This window comes from Pseudokineococcus sp. 1T1Z-3, assembly GCF_037482365.1.
Lineage (GTDB): Bacteria > Actinomycetota > Actinomycetes > Actinomycetales > Quadrisphaeraceae > Pseudokineococcus.
On record NZ_JBBHZF010000019.1, the window covers coordinates 30938 to 53161 of the forward strand.

General features: G+C 76.1%; 20 protein-coding genes. 12 read left to right on the forward strand and 8 right to left on the reverse strand.

What is annotated here, in order from left to right; all coding sequences use genetic code 11:
* Window positions 1–13: 13 nt before the first annotated feature.
* Window positions 14–871 (reverse strand): RDD family protein, encoded by an 858-nt coding sequence (locus WDV86_RS06700; protein WP_339566830.1) that lies wholly within the window; start codon window positions 869–871, stop codon window positions 14–16.
* Between the two features lie 188 nt (window positions 872–1059).
* Here WDV86_RS06700 and WDV86_RS06705 point away from each other — a divergent pair, with 188 nt between their 5' ends.
* Together WDV86_RS06705 and WDV86_RS06710 are read left to right on the forward strand one after the other, a co-directional pair.
* Window positions 1060–2031, forward strand: a complete 972-nt coding sequence (locus WDV86_RS06705; protein ID WP_339566831.1) for a stage II sporulation protein M — start codon at window positions 1060–1062, stop codon at window positions 2029–2031.
* A 228-nt stretch (window positions 2032–2259) separates the two neighbouring features.
* A complete protein-coding gene (locus WDV86_RS06710) occupies window positions 2260–3360 on the forward strand; it encodes an acyltransferase family protein (protein ID WP_339566832.1) in 1101 nt (366 codons plus the stop codon).
* On the opposite strand, the gene WDV86_RS06715 is transcribed toward WDV86_RS06710, so the two are convergent.
* The 5 genes from WDV86_RS06715 to WDV86_RS06735 all read right to left on the reverse strand — a co-directional run bounded on the left by WDV86_RS06715 (window position 3338) and on the right by WDV86_RS06735 (window position 8843).
* On the reverse strand, window positions 3338–4627 hold the full coding sequence (locus WDV86_RS06715) for a DUF58 domain-containing protein (protein ID WP_339566833.1): 1290 nt from the start codon (window positions 4625–4627) through the stop codon (window positions 3338–3340). The genes WDV86_RS06710 and WDV86_RS06715 overlap by 23 nt on opposite strands.
* A gap of 8 nt (window positions 4628–4635) precedes the next feature.
* Window positions 4636–5703, reverse strand: a complete 1068-nt coding sequence (locus tag WDV86_RS06720) for an AAA family ATPase (RefSeq protein WP_339566834.1) — start codon at window positions 5701–5703, stop codon at window positions 4636–4638.
* Window positions 5700–6992: a DUF4350 domain-containing protein gene (locus tag WDV86_RS06725; protein WP_339566835.1), complete on the reverse strand. Its 1293-nt coding sequence runs from the start codon at window positions 6990–6992 to the stop codon at window positions 5700–5702. The genes WDV86_RS06720 and WDV86_RS06725 overlap by 4 nt, the downstream gene beginning before the upstream one ends.
* Before the next feature lie 7 nt (window positions 6993–6999).
* Window positions 7000–7536 (reverse strand): DUF4129 domain-containing protein, encoded by a 537-nt coding sequence (locus tag WDV86_RS06730; protein ID WP_339566836.1) that lies wholly within the window; start codon window positions 7534–7536, stop codon window positions 7000–7002.
* Between the two features lie 143 nt (window positions 7537–7679).
* Window positions 7680–8843 carry a glycerophosphoryl diester phosphodiesterase membrane domain-containing protein gene (locus WDV86_RS06735; RefSeq protein WP_339566837.1) on the reverse strand — a complete coding sequence of 388 codons (1164 nt, stop codon included), beginning with the start codon at window positions 8841–8843 and terminating at the stop codon, window positions 7680–7682.
* Window positions 8844–9227: 384 nt separating this feature from the next.
* Here WDV86_RS06735 and WDV86_RS06740 point away from each other — a divergent pair, with 384 nt between their 5' ends.
* The 5 genes from WDV86_RS06740 to WDV86_RS06760 all read left to right on the forward strand — a co-directional run bounded on the left by WDV86_RS06740 (window position 9228) and on the right by WDV86_RS06760 (window position 15378).
* Entirely contained in the window at window positions 9228–10904 is a 1677-nt protein-coding gene (locus tag WDV86_RS06740; RefSeq protein WP_339566838.1) for a sugar transferase, read from the forward strand.
* A gap of 249 nt (window positions 10905–11153) precedes the next feature.
* Entirely contained in the window at window positions 11154–12107 is a 954-nt protein-coding gene (locus WDV86_RS06745) for a hypothetical protein (RefSeq protein ID WP_339566839.1), read from the forward strand.
* Complete coding sequence (locus WDV86_RS06750; protein WP_339566840.1) at window positions 12104–13444, forward strand: O-antigen ligase family protein; 1341 nt, start codon at window positions 12104–12106, stop codon at window positions 13442–13444. Before WDV86_RS06745 ends, WDV86_RS06750 begins: the two co-directional genes overlap by 4 nt.
* A complete protein-coding gene (locus WDV86_RS06755) occupies window positions 13441–13995 on the forward strand; it encodes an acyltransferase (RefSeq protein ID WP_339566841.1) in 555 nt (184 codons plus the stop codon). The genes WDV86_RS06750 and WDV86_RS06755 overlap by 4 nt, the downstream gene beginning before the upstream one ends.
* 228 nt (window positions 13996–14223) lie before the next feature.
* Window positions 14224–15378: a hypothetical protein gene (locus WDV86_RS06760; RefSeq protein WP_339566842.1), complete on the forward strand. Its 1155-nt coding sequence runs from the start codon at window positions 14224–14226 to the stop codon at window positions 15376–15378.
* On the opposite strand, the gene WDV86_RS06765 is transcribed toward WDV86_RS06760, so the two are convergent.
* Window positions 15356–16264, reverse strand: coding sequence for a glycosyltransferase family 2 protein (locus tag WDV86_RS06765; protein ID WP_339566843.1), 909 nt, complete (start codon window positions 16262–16264; stop codon window positions 15356–15358). The genes WDV86_RS06760 and WDV86_RS06765 overlap by 23 nt on opposite strands.
* On the reverse strand, window positions 16261–17310 hold the full coding sequence (locus WDV86_RS06770) for a hypothetical protein (protein ID WP_339566844.1): 1050 nt from the start codon (window positions 17308–17310) through the stop codon (window positions 16261–16263). Before WDV86_RS06770 ends, WDV86_RS06765 begins: the two co-directional genes overlap by 4 nt.
* Window positions 17311–17514: 204 nt before the next feature.
* Here WDV86_RS06770 and WDV86_RS06775 point away from each other — a divergent pair, with 204 nt between their 5' ends.
* The 5 genes from WDV86_RS06775 (at window position 17515) to WDV86_RS06795 (ending at window position 22223) form a co-directional block, all read left to right on the forward strand.
* Window positions 17515–18069 (forward strand): serine acetyltransferase, encoded by a 555-nt coding sequence (locus WDV86_RS06775; protein ID WP_339566845.1) that lies wholly within the window; start codon window positions 17515–17517, stop codon window positions 18067–18069.
* Window positions 18066–18926 (forward strand): glycosyltransferase family 2 protein, encoded by an 861-nt coding sequence (locus WDV86_RS06780; RefSeq protein ID WP_339566846.1) that lies wholly within the window; start codon window positions 18066–18068, stop codon window positions 18924–18926. Before WDV86_RS06775 ends, WDV86_RS06780 begins: the two co-directional genes overlap by 4 nt.
* 167 nt (window positions 18927–19093) lie before the next feature.
* Window positions 19094–19870 carry a WecB/TagA/CpsF family glycosyltransferase gene (locus tag WDV86_RS06785; RefSeq protein ID WP_339566847.1) on the forward strand — a complete coding sequence of 259 codons (777 nt, stop codon included), beginning with the start codon at window positions 19094–19096 and terminating at the stop codon, window positions 19868–19870.
* Entirely contained in the window at window positions 19867–21186 is a 1320-nt protein-coding gene (locus WDV86_RS06790) for a glycosyltransferase (RefSeq protein WP_339566848.1), read from the forward strand. Before WDV86_RS06785 ends, WDV86_RS06790 begins: the two co-directional genes overlap by 4 nt.
* A complete protein-coding gene (locus WDV86_RS06795; protein WP_339566849.1) occupies window positions 21183–22223 on the forward strand; it encodes a hypothetical protein in 1041 nt (346 codons plus the stop codon). Before WDV86_RS06790 ends, WDV86_RS06795 begins: the two co-directional genes overlap by 4 nt.
* Window position 22224 lies beyond the last annotated feature (1 nt).

The following is a 22224-nucleotide window of genomic DNA, read 5'->3' on the forward strand; positions in this document are numbered from 1 at the left end:
CCCGCCCGCTGGCTCAGGGCTCGAAGGGCAGGCGGTGCAGGTGCTCGGCGTCGGCACGGCGCCGGTCCTCCTGGCGACGCAGCCGTTCCAGGTCGCGGCGGTGGCGCTCGGCGAGCACGGCCTCCAGGACGCGCTCGTCGGGAGCCGAGCCCGGCGGCGGCGGGAAGACGCGGTCGACGACGTCGGCCCGCAGCGCGGCCCCGAGCCGCTCGCGCGAGGACGGGTTGAGCCGATGGCGGCGCGCGAGCAGCTGGCGGCACGCCAGCGCCAGCCCCGCCGGCAGCGAGGCGACGTCGGCCGAAGCCGCCCACGCGGCCAGCTCGGGCGGCATCGCCGCGCGCCCGACCTCCTGGCGGGCGGCTCGCTCGCGCACGACGACGGTCCCGGCGAGCAGGTCCCCCAGGCGCTTGCCGCGCCGGCTCACGAGCGCGGTGATGAGCGCCGGGCCGCCCGCGAGCAGCCACAGCTCCAGCACCCCGGCGAGGGCCCGGACGAAGGCGTGCCGGAAGCGGGTGGGGCCGCCGTCGTCGCGCACCACCCGCGTCCCCACGACGAGCCGGCCGAGGGAGCGGCCGCGCGTCAGGGTCTCCACCCCGGCGGGCACCGCGAGGAAGAGCAGCGCGAGCGCCAGCCCGACGATCGTCGCGACGGCCGAGGTGTTGCCCAGGGGCAGCAGCGGCCCGAGCGTGAAGGCCAGGACGACCGCGAGGAGCACGACGACGAGCGCGTCCAGCAGCCCGGACACCAGCCGCACCGCGGGGGAGGCCCGCGGCAGCTCCAGCACGACGGCGTCGCCGGTGACGACGCCCGCCCCGAGGGCGTGCGCCAGCGCCTCGTCCTCCCACCGCGCCGAGCCCGTCTGCGTGCTCACGGGCCGATGGTGCCAGGCAGCGCCGTCACGGGCCGTCCCCTCGGCGCTCCGTCGCCCGGACGGGTCGACGAGGCCTGCGTGCCCGCGCCCGTCGCCGCCCCCGCGTAGCCTCGGGCGGACGCGCCCCACGGGCGTGCCGTGACCCGCACCAGCGAGGGGGAGCCCTGGACGTCGACGCGTTCGTCGAGGTGCACGAGCCGACCTGGCAGCGCCTCGAGGTGCTGCTGAGGAGGGGGCGGACGACGGGGGCCGACGCCGACGAGCTGGTCCGGCTGTACCAGCGGACGGCGACGCACCTGTCCCAGCTGCAGGCCGAGAGCCCCGACCCTGTGCTGGTCTCGCGGCTCTCGCGGCTGGTCGGGCAGGCCCGCCACCGCCTGGGCGGGGTGCGCGAGCCCGCCTGGCGCGAGCTGGCCCGCTTCGTCCTGGTCTCCTTCCCCGTCGCCGTCTACCGGACCCGGTGGCTGACCGTGGCCATCGGCGTCCTCTTCTGCCTCGTCGGCGCCGCCGTGGCCACCTGGGTCGCCACCGACCCCGCCGTCCTCGCCGCCCTCGGCAGCGAGGCCGACGCACGCCAGTACGTCGAGAACGACTTCGTCGAGTACTACTCCCAGAACACCGCCGCGTCCTTCGCCGGGCAGGTCTGGACGAACAACGCCCGCATCGCCGCGCTCTGCATCGCCCTGGGCATCGCCGGCTTCCCGGTCGTCTACCTGCTGGCCGTCAACGCCATCGCCGTCGGCCAGGCCGCGGGGCTGCTGTTCGCCTACGACCGTGGCGCCGTGTTCTTCGCCTTCATCCTCCCGCACGGCTTCATGGAGCTGACGGCGATCTTCGTCGCCGGCGCCGCGGGGCTGCGGATCTTCTGGGCCTGGGTCGCTCCCGGCGCCCGCACCCGCGCAGACTCCCTCGCCACGGAGGGACGCGCCCTGTTCACCGTCGCCCTGGGCCTCGTCGGCGTCCTCGCCGTCTCCGGCGTGGTCGAGGGCTTCGTCACGCCCGCGCCGTGGCCGACGTGGCTGCGCGTGGGCGTCGGCCTCGCCGTCCTGCTCGCCTTCGTCGTCTACGTCGGCGTCCTCGGTCGTCGCGGCGTCGCGGCGGGCGAGACGGGGGACCTGCGCGCCGACGAGGTGGGGGACGTCGCACCGACGCGAGGCTGACCCGCCTCCACCGAGGGTGCTCAGGCGCGTGGCTCCCGCCAGGGGGGTCTCCGACGTCGTCACCGAGTCCCCGTCGTCGGCGCCGTCAGCCTGACGGATGACGTCGGGGCCGATGGTGGCCGGCGGGGCCGCGGCGGCGGTCTCGGGTGCTCTACTCGGGGCGGCCGGCGCCGGCGGACGTGGGGCGCTGCGGCTCGGGCGGCGCACGTCGAGCGAGGGGAGCCGCACGTGGGCGAGGTGACGACGCCGGGCGGTGAGCGTCTGGCGTGGGTCGACCGGGCCCGCGGCGCGGCGATCCTGCTCGTCGTGCTGCACCACTGCGTCGCGGCGGCGCTGGCCCAGGGACTGCTCGGCGAGCGGGTGCCCGCGGTGGACGCGCTGCTCGCGGGCGTGCGGATGCCGCTGTTCTTCCTCGTCTCGGGGCTGCTGGCCGCCCGGGCGCTGGAGCGGCCGTGGCGGGCGCTGCTGCGGGGCAAGGTGCTGGTCCTGCTGTGGCTGTACCTGCTGTGGATGGTGCTCGGCGCCGCGCTGTACTCCGTGGTGCCGTACGCGCGCCACGCCGAGGCCGACCCCGGCGGGGCGTGGGGCGCGGCCCTGCTCGGGCTCGCCCTCCCGGACAACTCGCTCTGGTACCTCTACGCCCTCGCCGTCTTCACGGTGCTCGGACGGCTGCTGCGCCGGGTCCCCACCGCGGCTCTGCTGCTCGGGGCCGCGCTCGTGTCCGTGACCGTCGTGGCGCTCGTGCCGGAGCCCGAGACGGGCTTCGCGTGGCAGGCGATGGCGCGTCTGGTGCCGTTCTTCCTCGCGGGCGCCCGGCTGCCGGGGGTGCTCGCGGTCGTGAGCACCGCCGTGCCGTGGGGGTGGGGCGTGCTGGCGCTGCTGGCCTGCCCCACCCTCGTCCTGCTGGCGTGGTGGGTCCCGGCCGGCGTCCCGCTCCCGGGCGCCCACCTGCTCACCGGCGTCGTCGGCGTCGTCGGCGCGGTCGTCGTGACGGCCGCCCTGCCGGCGACCCGGCCCGTCGAGGCGCTGGCCCGTCTCGGCCGGGTGACGCTGCCCCTGTACGTGCTGCACGAGCTGGTGCTCAGCGTCGTGATGCTCCCGCTGCGCGAGCCGCTCGGTGCCGCGGTCCGCGCGCTGGCGCCCTCGTCCGCGCTCGCGACGGCGCTCCTGTCGACGACGGTGGTCCTGCTGCTGCTCGCGCTCACCCTCGCCGGCACCCAGGGGCTGCGCCGGCTCCTCGCGGGGCTCCCCGGTCTCTTCACCCTGCCGCGCGGGCCCGCCGGGCTGGTCGGCGAGCGGCCACGGGCTACAGCCGCCCGGCGGCCTTGAGCGCCAGGTAGGCGTCGGCCAGGCGCGGCGGCAGCTCCTCCGGCGTTCCCCGGACGACGTGCACGCCGGAGCGGGCGAGCCGGCGGGCGAGCCGGTCGGTCTCCAGGACGGTCCGCTCGGCCGCCGCGGCGCCGTAGACGGCGACCTCGTCGCCGCGCCCGGCGCGCATCTCCTCCACCCGCGGGTCCGTGACGCTGGCGAGGACGACCTGGTGGCGGGCCGTCAGCTGCTCCAGCACCGGCAGCAGCGTCTCCTCGACCGCCGCCTCCAGCGGCGTCAGGAGGACGACGAGCGCCCTCCGGGTCAGCGACGTCCGCACGGTCCGCACGACGAGCGGCCAGTCGGCCTCGGTGAGCCGCGCCTCCAGCGGCGCCATCGCCTGCACGAGCGCGGGCAGCAGCGCGGCGCCGGTGGCCCGCTCCACGCGGGCCCGCACGCGCCGGTCGACGGCCACGAGGTCCACCCGGTCCCCGGCCCGGCTGGCCAGGGCCGCGAGCAGCAGCCCGGCGTCCATGGCGGCGTCCAGGCGCGGGGCGTCCCCGACCCGCCCGGCCGCCGTGCGCGAGGTGTCGAGCACGAGCAGCACCCGGCGGTCGCGCTCGGGGCGCCAGGTGCGGACGACGAGCTCCTGGCGCCGCGCCGTCGCCCGCCAGTCGATCGAGCGGACGTCGTCGCCGTCGACGTAGTCGCGAAGGCTGTCGAACTCGGTGCCCTGCCCGCGCACCTGCACCGACGAGCGGCCCTCGACGTCGCGCAGCCGCGCCAGGCGGCTCGGCAGGTGCCGGCGGGAGCGGAAGTGCGGCAGCACCCGCAGGCTCGCCGGCGCGGGCAGCGACCGCTGCCGCCCCGCCACGCCCAGCGGGCCGAGGGAGCGCACCGTCACGAGGTCGGCCGGTCGGTCGCCGCGCCGGGTCGGGCGCAGCGGGGTGAGGTACCGGCGTCGCTCGCCGGCCGGCACGTCGAGGCGGTGGCGGTCCACGCCGGCCCCGGCCGAGGGCCCCCAGGCGTCGCGCACGAGACCGCGCAGCCGCCGCGGCGTCGGGTTGGTGACGAGCAGCTCGCACGTCGTCGCCTCGTCCAGGCGCAGCGAGGTGGGCACCGAGCGCTCCAGCGCCAGGGCCTTCGGGGAGACGGCCAGCAGCAGGTCGAGCCCGACGGCGAGCAGCACGAGCAGCACCCAGGCCAGCACGGGGGCCCACCCGGGCAGCAGGGCGATCGGCACGCCCCCCACCGCGACGAGCGCGACGAGGCGTCCGGTGACGGCCACGCCGGCCCTCAGCGGGGCACGGGCACGCCGGCGAGCACGCTGCCCAGCACCGCGTCGACGCTCACGCCCTCCAGCTCGGCCTCCGGGCGCAGCTGCACGCGGTGGCCGAGCGTCGCCGGCACGAGCGCCTTGACGTCGTCCGGGCTGACGTAGTCCCGGCCCTGCAACCACGCCCACGCCCGGCTGGTCGCCAGGAGCATCGTCGCGCCGCGGGGGGAGACGCCGAGGGACAGCGACGGCGCCTGGCGGGTGGCCCGCACGACGTCGACGACGTAGCCGAGCACCTCGGGCGCCACGCGGACGCCGGCGACGGCCCGCGCGCCCGCGGCCAGGTGCTCCGGCCCGGCGACCGGGCGCAGCCCCGCGGCGGCGAGGTCGCGCGGGTCGAAGCCGGCGGCGTGCCGCTCCAGGACCTGCAGCTCGGCCTCGCGCGCGGGCAGCGGCAGCCGGAGCTTGAGCAGGAACCGGTCCAGCTGCGCCTCGGGGAGGGGGTACGTGCCCTCCTGCTCGACCGGGTTCTGCGTGGCCGCGACGACGAAGGGCCGCGGCAGCGGCCTGGCGCGGCCGTCGACGCTGACCTGCCGCTCCTCCATCGCCTCCAGCAGCGAGGCCTGCGTCTTCGGCGGCGTCCGGTTGATCTCGTCGGCGAGCAGCAGGTTGGTGAAGACCGGGCCCTCGCGGAAGACGAGGTCGGAGACCTTCGCGTCGTAGACGAGCGAGCCGGTGACGTCGCCCGGCATGAGGTCGGGCGTGAACTGCACGCGCGCCGTCCCCAGCTGCAGCGAGGCCGCCAGCGCCCGCACGAGCAGCGTCTTCGCCGTCCCGGGCACGCCCTCCAGCAGCACGTGCCCGCGGCACAGCAGCGCGACGACCAGGCCCGTGACGGCGACGTCCTGGCCGACGACGGCCTTGCCGACCTCGGTGCGCACGGCCGCGAGCGCCTCGCGCGCCTCGGCCTCCGACGGCAGGTCGGCCTGCGGCGGCGGCTCGGCGGCGGGTACCTGCCCGGCGGCGGGCCGGGCCCCGTCAGGCTCGGGGGCGTCGGGGACGGGTGGGGCGGTGGTCGGCTCGCTCACGAGCGTCGGACCTCCTTCTCGAGGGCGTCGAGGGCGGCGGCGAGGGCCACGAGGGCCTCGTCGTCGCGGGGGGCGGGGGAGCGGTAGAGGTCGGCGACCTCACGGACGGGACGTCCGGACGCCGCGGCCGCGGCGTCGACGACGGCGTCGGTCGCCGCGGCGCCGGCCGCGACGGGCACGCCGAGGCGCTCGGCCAGGCGCGCCAGGGATGCCGCGCGCAGCGTCGCGGCGGCGTGCTCGCGCGCGCCGGAGGCGCGGTAGAGCCTGGCCCGGCCCTCGACGGTCTCGGCGGCGCGCACGAGCACGGGCAGCCGCTCGGGCACGAGGCGGCCCAGCCGGCGCCCGCGCCACAGGAGCAGCACGAGGACGGCGGCGCCCAGCACGTACACCGACCGCACGAGGCCCGGTGGGACCAGCGCGGCCAGCGGCGTCGCGTCGTCGCCGGCGAGGGCGGGGTCGAGCGGGTCGGGCAGGTACCAGACGAGGGTGTCTCGGGCCCCCAGCGTCCGCAGCGCGAGCGCCGCGTTGCCGTCGGCGGAGACGCGCTCGTTGGTGAGGACCTCGGGCTGGCCGAGGACCACGACGCGCCCCGGGCCCGCGGTGGCGCGCTCTCCCGCCGCAGCCCCGGCAGGCTCGACGACGACGTACGGCGCGCCGCCGAAGGGCAGCCCGTAGCAGGAGGTGACGGCGGGGTCCTCGTCGTCGGCCGGCTCCACGAGCACCCCGCCGCCCGTGGTGGTCCCCGCGGCGACGGCGTCGGGCTGCTCGCACTGCGGCGGCACGCCCTCGGCGGCCTCGATGACGTCGGCGGCCACCAGGGACGGCGCCAGCGCGGCGAGGACGTCTTCCTGCGGCGCGACGAGCAGCAGGTCGGCGCCGGAGGCTGCGAGGTCGTCCAGCTGGGACGTCGCCAGGGGGGACGTGGGCACGACGAGCACGGCGGCGCCGCCCGGGCCTGCGGCGGCGACGGCGTCCACCGTCTCCTGCGTGCTCGTCGTCCGGACGACCTCGACGCCCCGGTCGCCGAGCACCTGCGCGAGGGCGCGGGACCCGCCCGGGGTGGCGCTCGCCGGGTCGAGGTCGTCGGCGGTCCGGCCGAGGGAGCCGACGACCAGCGCGGCCAGCACCAGCAGGGCGAGCGCGGCCACGAGCAGCCGGCGACGGCGGCGCCGGGCGCGGTCGCCGGGGCCGGCTGCGTCCCCGGGGCGGTCGGCTGCGCCCGACGAGGCGAGCCGGTCGTCGACGGTGGCGCCCCCGTCCTGCTGGGCCGGTGCGGCGACGGGGCTCACCGCCCGGTCACCGCGGGGCCCCGCTCGCCGCGGGCGAGGCGTCCTGGTGCGCCGGCCGGGCGGCGGCGACCTGGTCCTCCAGCGCGCGCAGGCGGGCGTCGTCGTCCGCGCTGCCCGGGGCGGAGCCGTAGACGACGTCGTCGAAGGTCCGCGCACCGGCGCGCAGCTGCTCGACCAGCCCCGGCAGCACCCCGCCGAGCTCGACCGCCGTCTCCCCGGCCGTCCGGCCGGGCCGCTCGTCGACGAGCACGCGCTCCTCGGCGCCGCGCACGAGGGCGCGGAAGCGCTCGGCCACGGCCTCGGGCCAGTCCCCGGCGGCTGCGGCCTCGTCCGCCCGGCGCCGGTGCTCGGCCGCGCTCCGGCGGGGCGCCTGCGCGAAGACCTCGGGGGCCTGCGCGCCGCGTCGACGGGCACGCAGGGCGGCCTGGCCGCCGAGCAGCAGGGCGAGGGCGACGAGGGCACCGAGGACGAGCACCACCAGGGCGCTGAGCACCGGCCCGCCGTCCACGGCGTCGGGCAGCGCGTCGGCGAGGGTCTGCAGCAACCAGTCGAGGGCTCGCTGCAGCAGGGAGGGCTGCGCGTCGGCGTAGGCCGGGTCGGCCAGCTCTGCCGCGAGCAGGTCGCGGGCCTGCTCGCGGGAGAGGTCGCCGACCCCGCTGGTGGCCCGGACGACGCCCAGGACGACGCTCAGGGCGAGGCCTCGGCCGCCCGGGCGAGCTCGACGTCCAGGCCCTCCTGGCGGATCCGCAGGTCCGTGTAGAGCAGGGCGGTGACGGCGGCGGAGAAGGGGAAGACCAGGATCTGCGCCAGGGTCTGGAAGAGCAGCCCGATGAAGACGGCGGCCGCTGAGGCCCCCGCCCCGCCGCCGCCCACGGCGTCGATGACCGCGGCCACGACCGAGGCCGGGCCGACGAGGACGAGCGTGGCGATGGTCGTGACGACCAGCGTCAGCAGCAGGACGCCGAAGACCCGCCACCACGTGCCCCGCACGAGGCCCCAGCTGCGGCCGAGCGCGCCGAGGACGGAGCGCTGCTCCAGCAGCAGCGCAACGGGCCCGAACGCCCAGCCGGTGGCCACCCAGGCCAGCAGCGCGGTCCCGGCGAGGAGGCCGAGCAGCAGCCCGACGACACCGGCCGACGTCGAGCTGAAGAAGAGGAGCGCCCCGGCGACCGGCGGCGTGACGAAGGCGACGAGGTAGACCAGCGTCTGCAGCAGCGAGAGGCCGACCAGGGCCAGCAGCCGACCCCTGACCCGCTGCCACAACGTGCTGGCGCTGACCTCCCGCCCGATCACCGAGCCGCTGACCGACAGCACGAGCAGGCCGGTCAGGGCGATGGTCGCCACGACGCTGACGAGGAAGGTCACCGGGTCGGCGCCGGCGAAGTCGAAGGCGTCGAGCTCCTGGGTGCCGCCCGCGCCCGCAACCCCCGGCCCGGCCAGGAGGTCGTTGAAGACCGACGCGAGGACGCCGCCGAAGAGCGGCGCCAGGAGCAGGGACAGGACGGCGACCCCGCCGAAGACGGCGGCCGAGATGCCGAGCATGACCTTGGGGTTGGCGCTGATCGACCGGAACCCGCCCTCGAAGATCTCGAAGACCCCGAGGGGGCGCAGCGGCACGACGCCCGGGCGCAGCGGGGCCGACCAGGTCTGGTCTGTGCCGGGTGGCGGACCCCAGCCCTGCGGCGTCCCGGCCTTCACGCTGCTGCTCTCAGCCGCTCCGGCGGCCGGCTGGCTGCCGAGCGCCCAGGCCGGTGCCGGTGCCGGGTCCGCGCCGCCCTCGTCGTCGTGGTGGCCGTCGCGGCCGTCCGCGCCGCGGCCTCCCGGCGCCGCCCAGCCCTGGTCCGCGCTCATCGCCGTCCCGCCCGGGGTGCGAGCCCGGTCGTCCCCGCGGCCTCCGTCCTCATGGCCGCGATCTTCCCACGCACCGCCCGTGCCCGTCCGGGGGACGCGCGTGCCCGCGCCGGTGGTGACCCGGTGGTGACCCGGTGGTGACCCGGTGGTGTCCCCGTGGTGTGCGGGTGGCGTCCCAGGTGCGGCCGGGCAGGGAGCCGGAGCGTTCCGTCCACGGCGCGGCCGGCGAGATCCGATGTCCCGACATATGTCTCGAAGGGGTGACGGATCGCTCATGGGTCCGTACGGTGGGTGACGCGCGACACGGTCGTCCGCTCACACGTAGATCCGACGCAGAGCTGAGGCGGCGCCCCGCACCAGGGGGGCCGGGACGAGGTGGACCGCATGAGCGCTGGCACGGCGAGCTGGGGCCGGGGCGCAGCCCCGACGGCGGCCCCCAAGGTGCCAGCCCCGGCCGGCCCGTCCTCCCAGGGCCCGCGCTCCGACGGCCCGTCCTCCCAGGGCCCGCGCTCCGACGGCCCGCCCTCCCAGGGCCCGCGCTCCGACGGCCCGCCCTCCGAGGGCCCGCGGGGCGTGGACGCGCCCCCCGGCATGGTCGACCGCCGGTCCACGCGTCGTCCCGACCTCCGCGAGCAGGGGTGGCAGCGCCGGTACACCGCCCGTCTGCCGCTGGTGGACGCCGCCGCCGCGGGGGTCGCCGCGGTGCTGGCCTACGGCGCGCACTTCGGTCACCTGGCCGCCGGCGGGGCCTGGTGGCAGCAGATCGCCGTCCAGCCGGCCTGGTCGGTGGTCCTCCTGCCCCTGCTGTGGGTGGCCGCCGTCGCGACGGCGCGCGGCTACGAGGCGCGCTTCCTCTTCACCGGCCCCGAGGAGGTCCGCCGGGTCGCCTTCGCGGGCGTCACGGTGGTGGCGGCCGTCTCCACGACGGCCTACGCCTTCGACCTCGACGTGGCCCGCGGCTACGTCGTCGTGGCGCTCCCCCTGGCCCTGGCCCTGACGCTCGCGGCGCGCCTGGTGATGCGCCGGCGCGTCCACCTCCTGCGCCGGCGGGGCCGGCGGACGTCGACGACGCTCGTCGTCGGCCGGGCCGACGGAGTCCGCGACCTCGTGCGCCAGCTGCAGCAGGCCCACCACCAGGGCATGGAGGTCGTCGGCTGCTGCACCACGTCGGCGTCGCTCGTGGGCGTCGACGGCGAGGTCGTGGACGTCTCGACGCCCGTGCTCGGCGGCTTCGACGACGTCGTGGAGGTCGTCCGGCGCGACGGGATCCAGACGGTCGCCGTGCTCCCGTGCGCCGAGATGGGCACCGCCCGCCTGCGCCGGCTCGGGTGGCGCCTGGAGGAGACCAGCGCCGAGCTCGTCGTCGCCCCCGGCATCGCCGAGGTCGCCGGCCCGCGCGTGGCCATCCGGCCCGTGGCCGGGCTGCCGCTGCTGCACCTGGAGCGGCCGGAGCTGCGCGGCGTCCGAGCCGTCGCCAAGGGCGTCATCGACCGGGTCGGTGCGATACTCGCGGTCGTCGCGCTCGCCCCGGTGCTCGTGGGCGTCGCGGTGGCGGTGCGGCGCTCGAGCCCGGGCCCGGTGCTGTTCCGCCAGCAGCGGGTGGGCGCCGACGGCCGCCCCTTCGACATGCTCAAGTTCCGCAGCATGGTCGAGGACGCCGACGCCCGCCTCGCCGGGCTCGTGGCGCAGGACGAGGGCAACGGCGTGCTGTTCAAGATGAAGGGCGACCCGCGCGTCACGCCCGTCGGGCGCGTGCTGCGCCGCTACTCCCTCGACGAGCTGCCGCAGCTCTTCAACGTGCTGCGGGGGGAGATGTCGCTCGTCGGCCCGCGCCCGCCGCTCGCCTCCGAGGTCGAGCGCTACGGCGAGGACATGCACCGCCGCTTCCTCGTCAAGCCCGGCATCACGGGGCTGTGGCAGGTCAGCGGGCGCTCGCAGCTGTCCGCCGAGGAGTCCGAGCGTCTCGACGTCCGCTACGTCGAGAGCTGGTCGCCCGCCACCGACGCGATGATCCTCTGGAAGACCGTCGGGTCCGTGCTCTGGGGTCGGGGGGCGTACTGAGTCCTCGCCCGCAGCAGACTGCTGCGCCCCCCCACGCCGTACTCTCCCGTCCGACGTGCGAGGCAGGACATCCTGGGCGGGGCATCTCGGGCGGGCAGCGCAGGCTCGCCCACGGCGGGCGACGGAAGGGGCGACGTGAGCACGTCGAGGGCGGACTCATCACCGGCGCAGGCGTCCGGTGCTGGCCGAGAGCCAGCCGTGACGCCGGTGGTGGCCTTGAGGCGGCACTGGCTCCTCGGCGTCGTCCTGGTGGCAGCCGGGACCGCGGCCGGAGCGGTCGCGGGGACGGTCGCGCCCGCGGCGTACACCGCCGAGTCGCGGGTCGCCGTGGGCAGCAACGACCTCGGCGCCCTCTCGATCCCCGGGTACGTCTTCGCCTCCCAGCAGATGGCGGCCAGCATGGCGCGCTACGTCGACAACGCGGCGGCGCTCGACGCGCTGGGGCCCGCCCTCGGTGACGCCGAGGGGAGCGCGGTCTCGGCGTCCCCCATCCCTGACTCCAACGTCATCCGGCTGGAGGTGACGACGTCCGACCCCGACGCGGCGGTGCGCGGGGCGTCAGCACTGACCGACTACCTCGTCGCCGAGGTGGCGGAGGTCAACAGCTCGAGTGACGCGGACGCCTTCCTGGCCGCCTACACCGCGCTCTCGCAGGAGGTCGCCGCGGCGACCAGCGCCCGTGACGAGGCGGTCCGTCAGGTCGAGGCGGCCGAGGACGCGGGGGCGCCCGCGCAGGAGGTGCGGAGCCAGCTGGTCACCCTCGAGTCCGAGCTGTCGGTGCTCCAGACCCGCGCGGCAGCCCTCCAGGCCCAGTACGAGCAGGCGGTCACGGGTCAGGACCTCGACTACCAGCTCGTCGTCGTCGCCGACTCCGCCCCGTCCTACGACACCGAGACGTCCTCCCTGCAGAGGTACGGGCTGCTGGGTCTCGTCGGCGGTGGGCTCGCGGCGCTGCTCGCCGCCGTCCTGCTCGAACGACGTCGGACGGGCACGTCGTCCGACGCAGAGGCGGAGGCCGACGTAGAGACGGGGGCCGACGTAGAGGCGGAGGCCGACGTAGAGACGGGGGCCGACGACCGTGCTGGTCCTCGCCCTACCGACCCCGCCGACCGGGCGGAGACGTCGGGGCAACGGTCTCCAGGGCGGGAGAGCGAGATGGCGGGCTGGCGGGCGTCGGGAGGTCGCGCCCCCTCGTCCTCGTGAGGAGGTCGCGAGCCCTCGGCGGACGCGGCGCGCGTTCGGGCGGCACGGGGGAGTGGGGCCCTGATCGACCGCTCTACCTGTGGCTGCTCCTGGCGACGCTGCCCCTCAACGTGCTGTCAGGCACCGGCTCGGACGCCTTGGGGCTACCGCTCAGCCCTGACCGCCTGACCCTCGCCGCCGCCCTGGTCCTGCTCGCGCTCGACCCGTGGGCGTGGCGCCGCACCCCCCTTGGCGTCCGAGGCGTGCACGTGGCCATGGCGGCTGTCGTCGCACTCGCGGCCTGGTCGGCCCTGGTGAGCGGCACGTTGCTCACCACGGCCGGGCTCTTCTCGCTCGCGGACCGACTCGTCGTGCCCTTCCTGCTGCTGACCGTGGCCCCGGTCGTCTTCTGCACCCCGGAGCGCCGCGACCTCCTGCTGCAGACGCTGACCCTCCTCGGTCTCTACCTCGGGGTGACGGCCGTCCTGGAGCAGGTGGCTCCGGCCCTCGTCGTCCCCTCCTTCGTCGTCGACCTCTCTCTCGGCATCAACCAGGGACGCTCCCGCGGACCCTTCCTGGCCAGCGAGGCCCTCGGGCTCACGCTCGTCGTGTGCGGCTTCGCCGCGGTCCTCCTCGCGGTGCGGCGTCGGGGGGCGTGGCGCGCCGTCGCCGCCGCCACCGCGGCGCTGGCCGCCGTCGGCGTGCTGCTGACGCTGACGCGGTCGATCTGGCTGGGTGCGGTCATCGGGGTCGTCGTCGCGTGCCTGCAGCAGCGGCGGCTGCGGCGCCTCCTCCCCGTGCTGCTCGCGGGTGCGGCCGCGCTCGTGCTCGCCGTGCTCGTCGCGGTCCCCGCCCTGCAGGCGGCGGTCACCGAGCGGGCTGGCACGACGCGGTCGCTGGACGACCGGCGCAACGTCAACGAGGCCGCGCTGCGGGTCGTCGAGCGCCACCCCCTGACCGGGGTCGGCTGGGGTCGATTCATCGAGGAGAGCGAGGAGTACGTCCGGCAGGCAGACACCTACCCCGTCACCAACGTCCGTCTCGAGGTGCACAACGTCCCCCTCGGACGTGCCGCCGAGCTCGGACTGCCCGGTGCGGTCCTCTGGCTGGTGGCCGTGGCCCTCGGGCCCGGGCGCGCCACCGTCGGCCGGGTCCGCACCCGTGGGCCCGAGGACGAGGACCTGGACGGGTGGCGACTGGTCCTGACAGGAGGGGCCGCTACCTGGGCCGTGACCATCATGCTGAGCCCTGTGCCGTACCCGTTGCCGAACTACCTGGTCTTCCTGCTCGCCGGCGTCGTGCTCGCCCCCGCGCTCGTGCGTCGTCGGGCTCCCCGGGCGGCCGAGGTCGAGGCGTGAGGGGCGAGGCCGCCCGGATGCTCGGTGCGGCCGGGTACCTCGGGTGCGCCCGTCACCTGCCGTGGTCCCCGCGTCCCGGCGGAGTCGTCAGCCGCCGGCTGCGCGGGTGGCTCGCGCGCTGGATGCTCGACGAGTGCGGCACCGACGTCAACGTCGAGCACGGCGCCTGGTTCGGGTCCGGTCGGGGCATCCGCCTGGGTGACCGCTCCGACCTGGGCATGGACTCCCTGGTCATCGGCCCCGTCCACATCGGCAAGGACGTCATGATGGGGCCGCGCTGCGTCCTGCTCGCGAGCAGCCACCGGGTCGACGACACCTCACGCCCCATGAACACCCAGGGCTTCGCCGCCGACCGTCCCATCGTCATCGAGGACGACGTCTTCGTCGGGGCCGGCTGCGTGGTGCTGCCCGGTCGCCGCATCGGCCGGGGGAGCATCGTGGGCGCCGGCAGCGTCGTCGCCCACGACGTGCCGCCCTGGTCGGTGGTCGCGGGCAACCCAGCGCGGCTCGTCCGACGACGAGGCGAGTCCGAGGAGCTGCCCGTCGTCTGACGAGGGGCTCAGCCGGCGTCGGCGCGGCCGAGGTGGTTGAACGTCGTCGTCCTGTCGGGGGAACGGCCTCGCCCGGACGGGTGGCTGGGCCGTGGCAGCCGAGTGTCCCTGCGCCGGAGCGGCCTGCGCGTCCGACAGCGGGCTCCGGCCTCCGTCGATGCAGCCCTCGTCGGCGGACGTCGACCAGCCCCGGGCACACCGGGCGAGACCTCCGTCGAAGGACATCCCGTGCGCGCCACGATCAAGCCCCCCCGCCGCGAGCATCCGCGCCGCCTGCGCGCCCGCCGCCTCGTCCTCGCCGTCGCCGTCAGCGGTACCGCTCTCCTCGCCGCGGCTCCGGCTGGCGCGTCGGGCAGCGGCGCGGGCCCGACGACGGCCGCGCTGACCGGCACAGCGGCGACGCCCACCGTGGCCGCCACCTCGTCGGTCCTCCCCACCAGTCCTCCGGGCGGGATCTTCGGCCCGACCAGCGTGTGGCGCCAGGACGTCAGCCGGGCTCCGTTGGCGCCGGACTCCGCGGCGAAGTCCGCGCACCTGTTCGCCCAGGTGAAGAAGTACTACGGGCAGGCCGCCTTCAACGCCTACCAGTACAACACCAGCGTCTACACGGTGCCCGCAGACCAGCCTCGGATCGACGTCGCCTTCGACAACTGCCAGGGCAAGGACTTCATCCCTCCGCAGCTCTTCACCCCCTCCCGGGGAGGTCATTTCCTCTCCGTGCCCATGCCGGACGACGCGATCCCCGCCGCTGCCCGCGACGCGCAGCTGACCATCTACTCACCGAGCACCGACCAGCTGTGGGAGTTCTGGCGGGCGAAGAAGACCGCTGACGGCTGGTCCGCCTGCTGGGGAGGGCGTCTGGACGACGTGTCGACGAGCCACGGCTTCTTCCCCGACGGGACCGGCGCCAGCGCCAGCGGCCTGGCCGTCGCGGCCGGCTCGATCCGCGTGGAGGAGGTGCAGCGTGGCTACATCGACCACGCCCTGTCCCTGGCCATCCCCTCGCCGGCGCACTGGAAGACGTACAGCTGGCCCGCACAGCGCAGCGACGGCGGCGACACCTCGCCCGCGGCGATCCCGGAGGGGACCCGTCTGCGTCTCGACCCGTCGATCGACGTGGACTCTCTCAGGCTGCACCCGATCGCCAAGATGGTCGCGAGGTCGGCGCAGAAGTACGGCTTCATCGTCACGGACAAGTCGGGAGCGGTCAGCATCCAGACCGAGAGCGGCAGAGGCACATGGGCCGTGACGGGCAGGGACCCGTGGCCGGCTCTTCTCAACGGCCCTCAGAGTGCGGTGATGAAGAACTTCCCCTGGCAGAGCATCCAGGTGCTGCCGCACGACTACGGCAAGGACGGCGTCACGGCTCAGTGCCGTCCCTGACCTGCAGCGCTCGCCGCCGAGCCTGCCGCCGCCGCCGGAGCACTCGAACGAGGGCACCTACGGCGGCGGGGCGACGGGCGAACCAACCGGCACTCCCGAGCGCGTCGCGCCAGCGGCGCTCCGCCTGGGCCAGGCGGAGGTCGTCCCAGACGACCCGGCTCCACGCGCCCTGGCGCAGCGCCGGCGTCATCCAGGGACGCTCGTCCACCGACGCCAAGATCGTCGTGAAGTGCTCCCGCATGAGGTCCTTGTCGACCGACGCCTGCTCCGCGTGCTCGTGGTAGCGGACGCCGGGCTCGGTGAGGGCGACGCCCGGACCGACCTCGAGCACCCGGAGCCACAGGTCGAGGTCCTGGGCCCGACGCAGCGGCCGGAAGCCGCCCGCGGCGGCGAGCGCCTCAGACGTCACCATCGTCCCGCTGGTGACGACGAGGTCGCTGGGCACGAGCATGTCCTGGGGCCTGAGGTGCCGGACCCGCCGCGAGGGGTTGCCCATCCAGCGCCCGCTGGTCGCCCTGGCCGGGGCCGTCACCATCACGGCCCCTGGCTCTTGCGCCGCTCCCTCGACGAGGCGCTCCAGGTGGTCCGGCAGCCACTCGTCGTCGCTGTCGAGGAACGCGACCCAGCGCGTGGTGGCCTGGGCGATCCCCGCGTTGCGCGCCGGTCCGCTGCCCGAGCGCTCGGGCATGGTGAGCACGTCGGCCCCGCAGGTCTTGGCCACCCGTGCGGTGCCGTCGGTGGAGGCGTCGTCGACCACGACGACCCGGGCGGGAGGGCAGGTCTGGTCCTGCGCGCTGCGCAGCGAGCGGGCGATGAGGTGCTCACGGTCCATCGCGGGCATGACCACGGTGACGTCGGCCACCGTGCCGGCAGGGGCGTCGCTCATCGGTCCACCTCGAGATGCTGGCTCGCCGCGAACCGGTCGTCGAAGGGTGCCAGCAGCGCCTCGGCCTCGCTCGACCTCTCTCGCTCCACCCACGGGGCGGCGAGGATGCGGGAGATCTGCTGGCGGAAGGCACGGTAGGTGCTGGCGTCGCCGGGCTCGTAGGTGACCTCGGAGGAGCCGTCCAGCCCGGCGGCGAGCCGGTCGAGCGGAGGCAGGCCCGGGGGGGCCTCGCCCCGCCCGAAGAGGTCCTGGAAGAGCCGGACGAGCAGGAGGCGGAAGCTGCCGTCGTGGAAGGAGCCCTCGCTCCGCTGGAAGCGGCGGTAGGTGCTGATGACGTAGTTGAAGTGGACGACGTCCTCGGCGCTCCGGGGGTCGACGCCGACGCGTCCAGGGTCGGTGTGCCACTGCGCCCAGAAGGTCGTGTCGACGACGTGGCGCTCGCCACCGACGGAGGCCTCGTGGCCGAGGTGCCGGTGCGGGGGGTAGGCGCGCAACCAGGCGGTCCGGGCGGTCTGCTCCCACGTGGCGGCCAGCTCCCGGCCCCGCGCGGAGTACCACGGGTCCCAGGCGGGGCTCAGCCCGAGCACGTCGAGGTCGGAGGCCTCGGCAGCCTCGTGCATGCGGTCGTGCAGGTCCGGGTCGAGCATGAAGAGGTCCGCGTCGTGCAGGACGACCCGTCGGGTGCTCGCGGCGCTGGCGCCCGCGACGAGCTGGGCCCCGTGGTTGCGACCGGGGTCGCCCAGCCGAGGGAGGACCAGCTGGTCGACCGGGGGGAGGTCGAGAAGCTCGAGGCTGCCTCCTGGCCAGGTCGGCCGCTCGCGGGCGACCGCGGCGGCCACCGCCGGGGAGCGGCGGTCCGGCACGACGAGCGTGCGACGACGGTGCCGCCCGCTCTGCTGGCGGCACACGGCGAGCGCCAGGTCGGTGAAGACCGGCAGGTCGCCGGGGACCGGCACGAGCACCGTGTAGCCCTCGTCGTCGATCGCCGCGACGGACCACCAGCGGCCGAAGCGGAGCCGCCAGAGATAGCTCAGGGGTGAGGGCACGTGAGGATCTCCTCGGTGTCGGGTGGTGCGCGTCGAGGACCCTCGGCGCGGGTCCCGCGGTCGTCGGGCACTCCCTCGAGCCACCACGACCGTAGCCGAGCGTCGAGGCCCGTGACGGCGCGCAACCAGATCAGGGGGGTGGCCGACGTGGTCCGTGCCCCGAGACGGGTGGGTGGGGCTCGTCTGGTCCCTAGTATCCGAGCCATGCCGACGCCGTCTCCGTCTGGCGGGGGTGAGCCTCCCCGGACCGGGCTTCGCGACGAGCTGAGCGAGCTCGTCCGGGCCGACCTCGCCGTCAACCCTTTCCTCGCCGACCGTGCTGTCCTGCTCGTCTGGCGGCTCGGGCAGGTCGCCCACGGTCGTCCCGGCCTCCTCGCCTTCGCCCTCCGTCGCCTCCACACCCTTCTGGACGTCGTCGTCGTCCGTACCTACGCCGGAGCCGAGCTGCCGCGGTCCACGTCCGCTGGTCCGGGACTGCGACTGCCGCACTCGGGGCGTGGAGTCGTCCTCCACCCGTCCTCGCGACTCGGTCGAGACGTCGTCCTCTACCACCGCGTCACCCTCGGGGTGCGGGGCGGCTCGGCGGCGCCCGTCGTGGAGGACGGCGTCTACCTCGGGTGCGGGGCGGCCGTCCTCGGCGACGTCCGTGTGGGCTCGGGGGCGTCGGTCGGGGCCAACGCGGTCGTGCTGGCCGACGTGCCGTCCGGGGACAGGGCTGTCGGCGTCCCCGCCCGCCTCCTCGGGCGGAAGCCGGCATGAGCAGCGAGGAGCTGGACGGCGCAGGCCCGTCCCTCTCGGTCGTCATCCCCGCCCACCAGGAGGAGGGCGTCGTCGGACGGTGCCTGGACGCCTTCTTGCCGGGGCTGGGGGAGCGGGTCGAGGTCGTCGTCGTCCCCAACGGGTGCACCGACCGGACCGCCGAGGTGGCCCGCGAGCGCCCGGGCGTGCGCGTCGTCGAGCTGGCCGGCGGCTCGAAGCGGGCGGCCCTGGACGCCGGGGACGCCGCCGCCAGCGTCTACCCCCGGGTCTACCTCGACGCCGACGTCGTCGTGAGCGCCCCGGCGCTGGAGGCGGTCGCGGACGTGCTGCGCGGTGCTGCGCCGCGGGCCGCCGCGCCACGCGTGCGGTTCCTCACGACCGGGCGCCCCTGGGTGGTGCGTGCCTTCTTCGCCGCCTACGAGCGCACGCCGTACGTCCGCGACGGCCTCGTGGGGCTCGGGCTGTACGGGCTGAGCCGCTCCGGGCGGGCCCGTTTCGGCGCCTTCCCGGCGGTCACGAGCGACGACCTCTTCGTGCAGCGCACCTTCGCACCCCACGAGCGCGTCGTCGTGGTCGACCACGTCTTCGACGTCGAGACGCCACGGACGCTGCGGGCGCTCGTCGCGGTCCGCACCCGGACGGCCCAGGGCAACGCCGAGCTGGCAGCGGGCGGCGAGCCCGCCCACGCGGCCTCCACCGGGGCGACCGTGCGGGCACTCGCCCGCGGCGTCCTGCGCGACCCTCGCACGGCGCCGTCGAGTGCGGTGTACGTCGCGGTGGTGCTGTGGGCCCGGGTGCGGTCACGGCACGTGCCCGAGACGTGGCACCGGGACGAGACGACCCGCCCGACGATGTGACGCAGCGTCACCAATTGTGAACATTGGGTGAACAAGGCGTCACCCAATTGGGTTACGCGTCGATATCACCTCTACTGGGGCCTATGTCCACCACGTCGGCCACCAGACCAGAGGAGCCGGCAACGACGCCGACCACCACGACCAGCGCCCTCCCTCGACCGCGGGGCGTGGAGCGCAGACCACGCATCGAGGTCGACGGCGTCGCCTTCGACGCCGTCACCGAGGTGGAGGTCGTCGAGCACGTGCTCGACCGCCTGGCGCAGGGCCAGGGAGGCATGCTCCTGACGCCCAACGTCGACATCCTGCGCCAGCTGCGGCGACCCGAGCTGTCAGCCATCCACGCGGCGGCCGACGTCGTCGTCGCGGACGGCATGCCGATCGTCTGGGCGTCGAGGCTGCAGGGCCGTCCGCTGCCCGAGCGGGTGACCGGTGCCTCCCTCGCCGTCTCCCTCGCGCGGGCCGCCGCGACGGACGGCCGCTCGGTGTACCTGCTCGGGGGCGAGGAAGGAGTCGCGCAGGCGGCGGCCTCGGCGCTGACGGACGACCACGAGGACCTGCAGGTGGCGGGCTGGCACTGCCCGCCGCACGGCTTCGAGCGGGACGAGGCGGAGCTGCAACGCATCGTCGAGGAGCTGCGTCGCTCCCAGCCCGACGTCGTCCTCGTCGGTCTCGGCTTCCCCAAGCAGGAGCGCCTCATCGGGCTGCTGCGCTCGACCCTCCCGCGGGCCTGGTTCATCGGCTGCGGCGGGGCGCTCGCCTTCCTCGCCGGGCGCGTCCCGCGGGCACCCCAGGCCCTGCAGGCGAGCGGGCTGGAGTGGGTCCACCGCCTCGCGATGGAGCCGCGACGTCTGGCCCGCCGCTACCTCGTCGACGACCTGCCCTACGCCGCAGGCCTCTTCGCGCGCTCCGCCTGGCGCAGCGACGGCCCGGCGCGCGCCGCTTGAGCTCCGCGCCGACGGTGCGCGACGGCGCCGTCCCGGCCCTGGCGCTGCTCGTGAGCCGGTACCCCGCCCTCTCGCACACCTTCGTGGAGCGGGAGGTCACGGCCCTGCGCGAGCTCGGCTGCCGCGTCGTCACCTTCACGGTGCGCCCGCCCGAGGCCCACGAGGTGCGTTCCGAGCACGCCCGCGCCGAGAGGTCGCGGACGACGGCGCTGGTCGGCGCTCCCGCCGGGCACTACGTCCGCGCCCAGCTGGCGGCGGCGCGGCGGTCACCGCTCGGGTGGCTGGCGTCGGTGCGGCGCAGCGTGTCCCGCGGACCGGCGACGCTGCGAGGGCGGCTGTGGCAGCTCTTCTACCTCGCCGAGGCGGGGGTGCTCCTGGAGAGCATGCGGGCGGCAGACCTGACGCACGTGCACGTGCACCTGGCCAACAGCGGCGCCGACGTCGCCCGGGCAGCGGTCGACCTGGGGCGGGCCACCGACCCCGGACGCGCGTGGTCGTGGTCGCTCGGCATGCACGGGCCGACCGAGCTGGAGGACGTCGTCGGCCACGACCTCCCGGCGAAGGTCGCCTCCGCGTCGGCGGTCGCCTGCATCAGCGACTTCTGCCGCAGCCAGCTGATGCGGCACAGCGAGCAGGAGGTGTGGCCGCGGCTGGGTCTCGTGCGGATGGGCGTGGACGTCGACGCCTACCCCGGCCGGGCGGACGAGCGCGCCGCCCGGGCGCCCGGACCGCTCCGGGTTCTCTTCGTCGGCCGGCTGGTGCCGGAGAAGGGCCCGGGCGTGCTGCTCGACGCCCTCGGGCGCCTCGTCGCCCAAGGGGTCGACGTGCAGTGCCGCGTCGCCGGCGCCGGCCCTCTCGCGGGGTCCCTGTCCACCGCCGTCGCCCGCGGCCCGCTCGCGGGCCGCGTGGAGCTGCTGGGCCCGGTGGGCCAGGACGACATGCCGGCGCTGCACGCCTGGGCCGACGTCTTCTGCCTGCCCAGCTTCGCCGAGGGGGTCCCCGTCGTGCTGATGGAGGCCATGTCCAGCGAGCTGCCGGTCGTGAGCACCCGCATCGCGGGCATCCCCGAGCTGGTCGAGGACGGCGTCACCGGCCGGCTGGTCACGCCGGGCCGGGCCGACCTCCTCGCCGAGGCGATCGCCTCGCTCACCGAGGAGCCTCTGCGGCACAAGCTGGGTCGGGCCGGGCGAGAGCGGGTCGTCGAGGAGTTCCAGCCGCTGCCCAACGCACGACGGCTGCTGGGGCTGCTGCACGGCTCAGGAGCGCTCGGCCTGCCCCCGGGCGAGGCGCCAGGTCTTGGGGGTGCCGCCGCGTGAGGTCGGCAGGGGCGACCGCCGTCGCGGCGGCTCTCTGCCTCGTCCTGGGGTGCGGCGACGGGCGGGGCGCCGCGGTGCTGGTGACGGCGGTCCCGCCCCAGCACACCAACCCGCTGACCCGGGACGGGGCCACCGAGAGCCTGTGGGTGCAGGACGTCCGTGCTGCGAAGACCGCCGCGGACAGCGAGGAGCTCGTCGACAACCTGGTGGCCCAGGTCGAGGAGAGGTGGGGTGGCGTCGCCGCCTTCAACGTCGTCCGGTACGGCACGTCGACGTGGACGGCCCCGTGGTGGGTCGTCCGGCACGACGTCCGCTTCGACGACTGCCAGGGCAGAGGTGATGTCCCCGAGGGGCTCTACGACGGCATGGCGCACTTCGCCGACGTCCCCATCCCCTCCGACGCCGTCCCGTCCCCTGGTCGGGACAACCAGCTGACCGTGTACGCACCGAGCACCGACCAGCTGTGGGAGCTCTGGCGTGCCCGCCGGGACGCCGAGGGGTGGTCCGCCTGCTGGGGCGGACGCATCGACGACGTCAGCACCAGCCTCGGTGCCTTCGACGGCGCCGCCGGTGCCAGTGCGAGCGGCCTGGCCGTCTCGGGCGGCGCGCTCACGCTCGAGGAGGCGAGCACCGGTGAGGTCGGCCACGCGCTCTCCCTGGCCGTCCCCGACGTCGCAGCGCCCCCGCGGCTGAGCTGGCCGGCCCAGCGAAGCGACGGCACGGACACGAGCGGCGACGCCATCCCCATGGGGCAGCGCTTCCGACTGCCCGTCGACGTCGACGTCGACGCGCTCGGGCTGCACCCGGTCGCCGAGGCCGTCGCCCGGGCGGCGCAGACCTACGGGGTCGTCGTGACGGACACCTCGGGCGCCGTGAGCGTCAGCGCCGACCTGGGCGAGGAGACCGTCGTCGGTCCGGGAGCGCCGGACCCGTGGCGCGAGGTGCTCGACGGCACGCCCGCCTACGCGGTGCTCGAGGGCTTCCCGTGGGACCAGCTCGAGGCGCTCCCGCAGGACTGGGGCGAGCCGGCGGGCTGAG